Genomic DNA, 631 nt, shown 5'->3' with positions numbered 1-631 from the left:
GTTCATGGGAAAGGGCCGCTGCGGCGAATGTCATGTTCCAGCCCAGTCCTTCATGGACAACAATATGCACGACCTGAAGCTCGAGCGATTCTACAAAGTTGGTCAGACGTTCAACGACCAGGTTGCCATTCCAGATGGACCCATCAAGACCTTCACGTTGCGCGGGATCAAGGATTCTCCGCCCTATCTTCATGACGGCCGTCTGATGACGCTGGGCGATACCGTTGAGTTCTTCAACCTGGTGCTCGGAACGAAGCTCGACCAATCGGAAAAGGAAGCATTGGTGGCCTATTTGCTCACGCTCTAGACATCATCCGGGAAAAACCGCGGCCGACAATTAACTAGGTATTGAATGGAGGACAGTTCATGCGTGCCGCCATAATGACAGTAGTCCTGGCAGTGTCGCCCTGCTGTGCGCTGGCGCAAATCGGCAATCCAGCCGGTCTTGCCCCCGATACCAGTATGGAGAAGCCTGGAGTTCCAGCACCGCACCAGACGAATTATCAGGATCGGCTTTTCGTACAGCTAATTACGGCAGGCGGCAGGGCCGAGATAGAGTTCGGGCGACTCGCGGCTGGAAAGACAAGCCACGAAGACCTCCGTGAATTTGCAAATCGGATGGTCGATGATC

The 631-nt window shown here is 54.7% G+C and carries 1 protein-coding gene and 1 pseudogene; both read left to right on the top strand.

The window, feature by feature from the left end; translation table 11 throughout:
• Positions 1-307: pseudogene (locus EOA22_RS36345) on the top strand (cytochrome B6); the annotation flags it as partial.
• Between the two features lie 59 nt (positions 308-366).
• Positions 367-631: DUF4142 domain-containing protein (locus EOA22_RS36340; RefSeq protein ID WP_127390753.1), on the top strand; the 265-nt coding region annotated here is incomplete at its 3' end.

This window comes from Mesorhizobium sp. M7A.F.Ca.US.014.04.1.1, from assembly GCF_003998745.1.
Lineage (GTDB): Bacteria > Pseudomonadota > Alphaproteobacteria > Rhizobiales > Rhizobiaceae > Mesorhizobium > Mesorhizobium ciceri.
The sequence above is the reverse complement of the archived record's forward strand: the minus strand, read 5'-3'. Positions and strand labels throughout refer to the sequence as shown.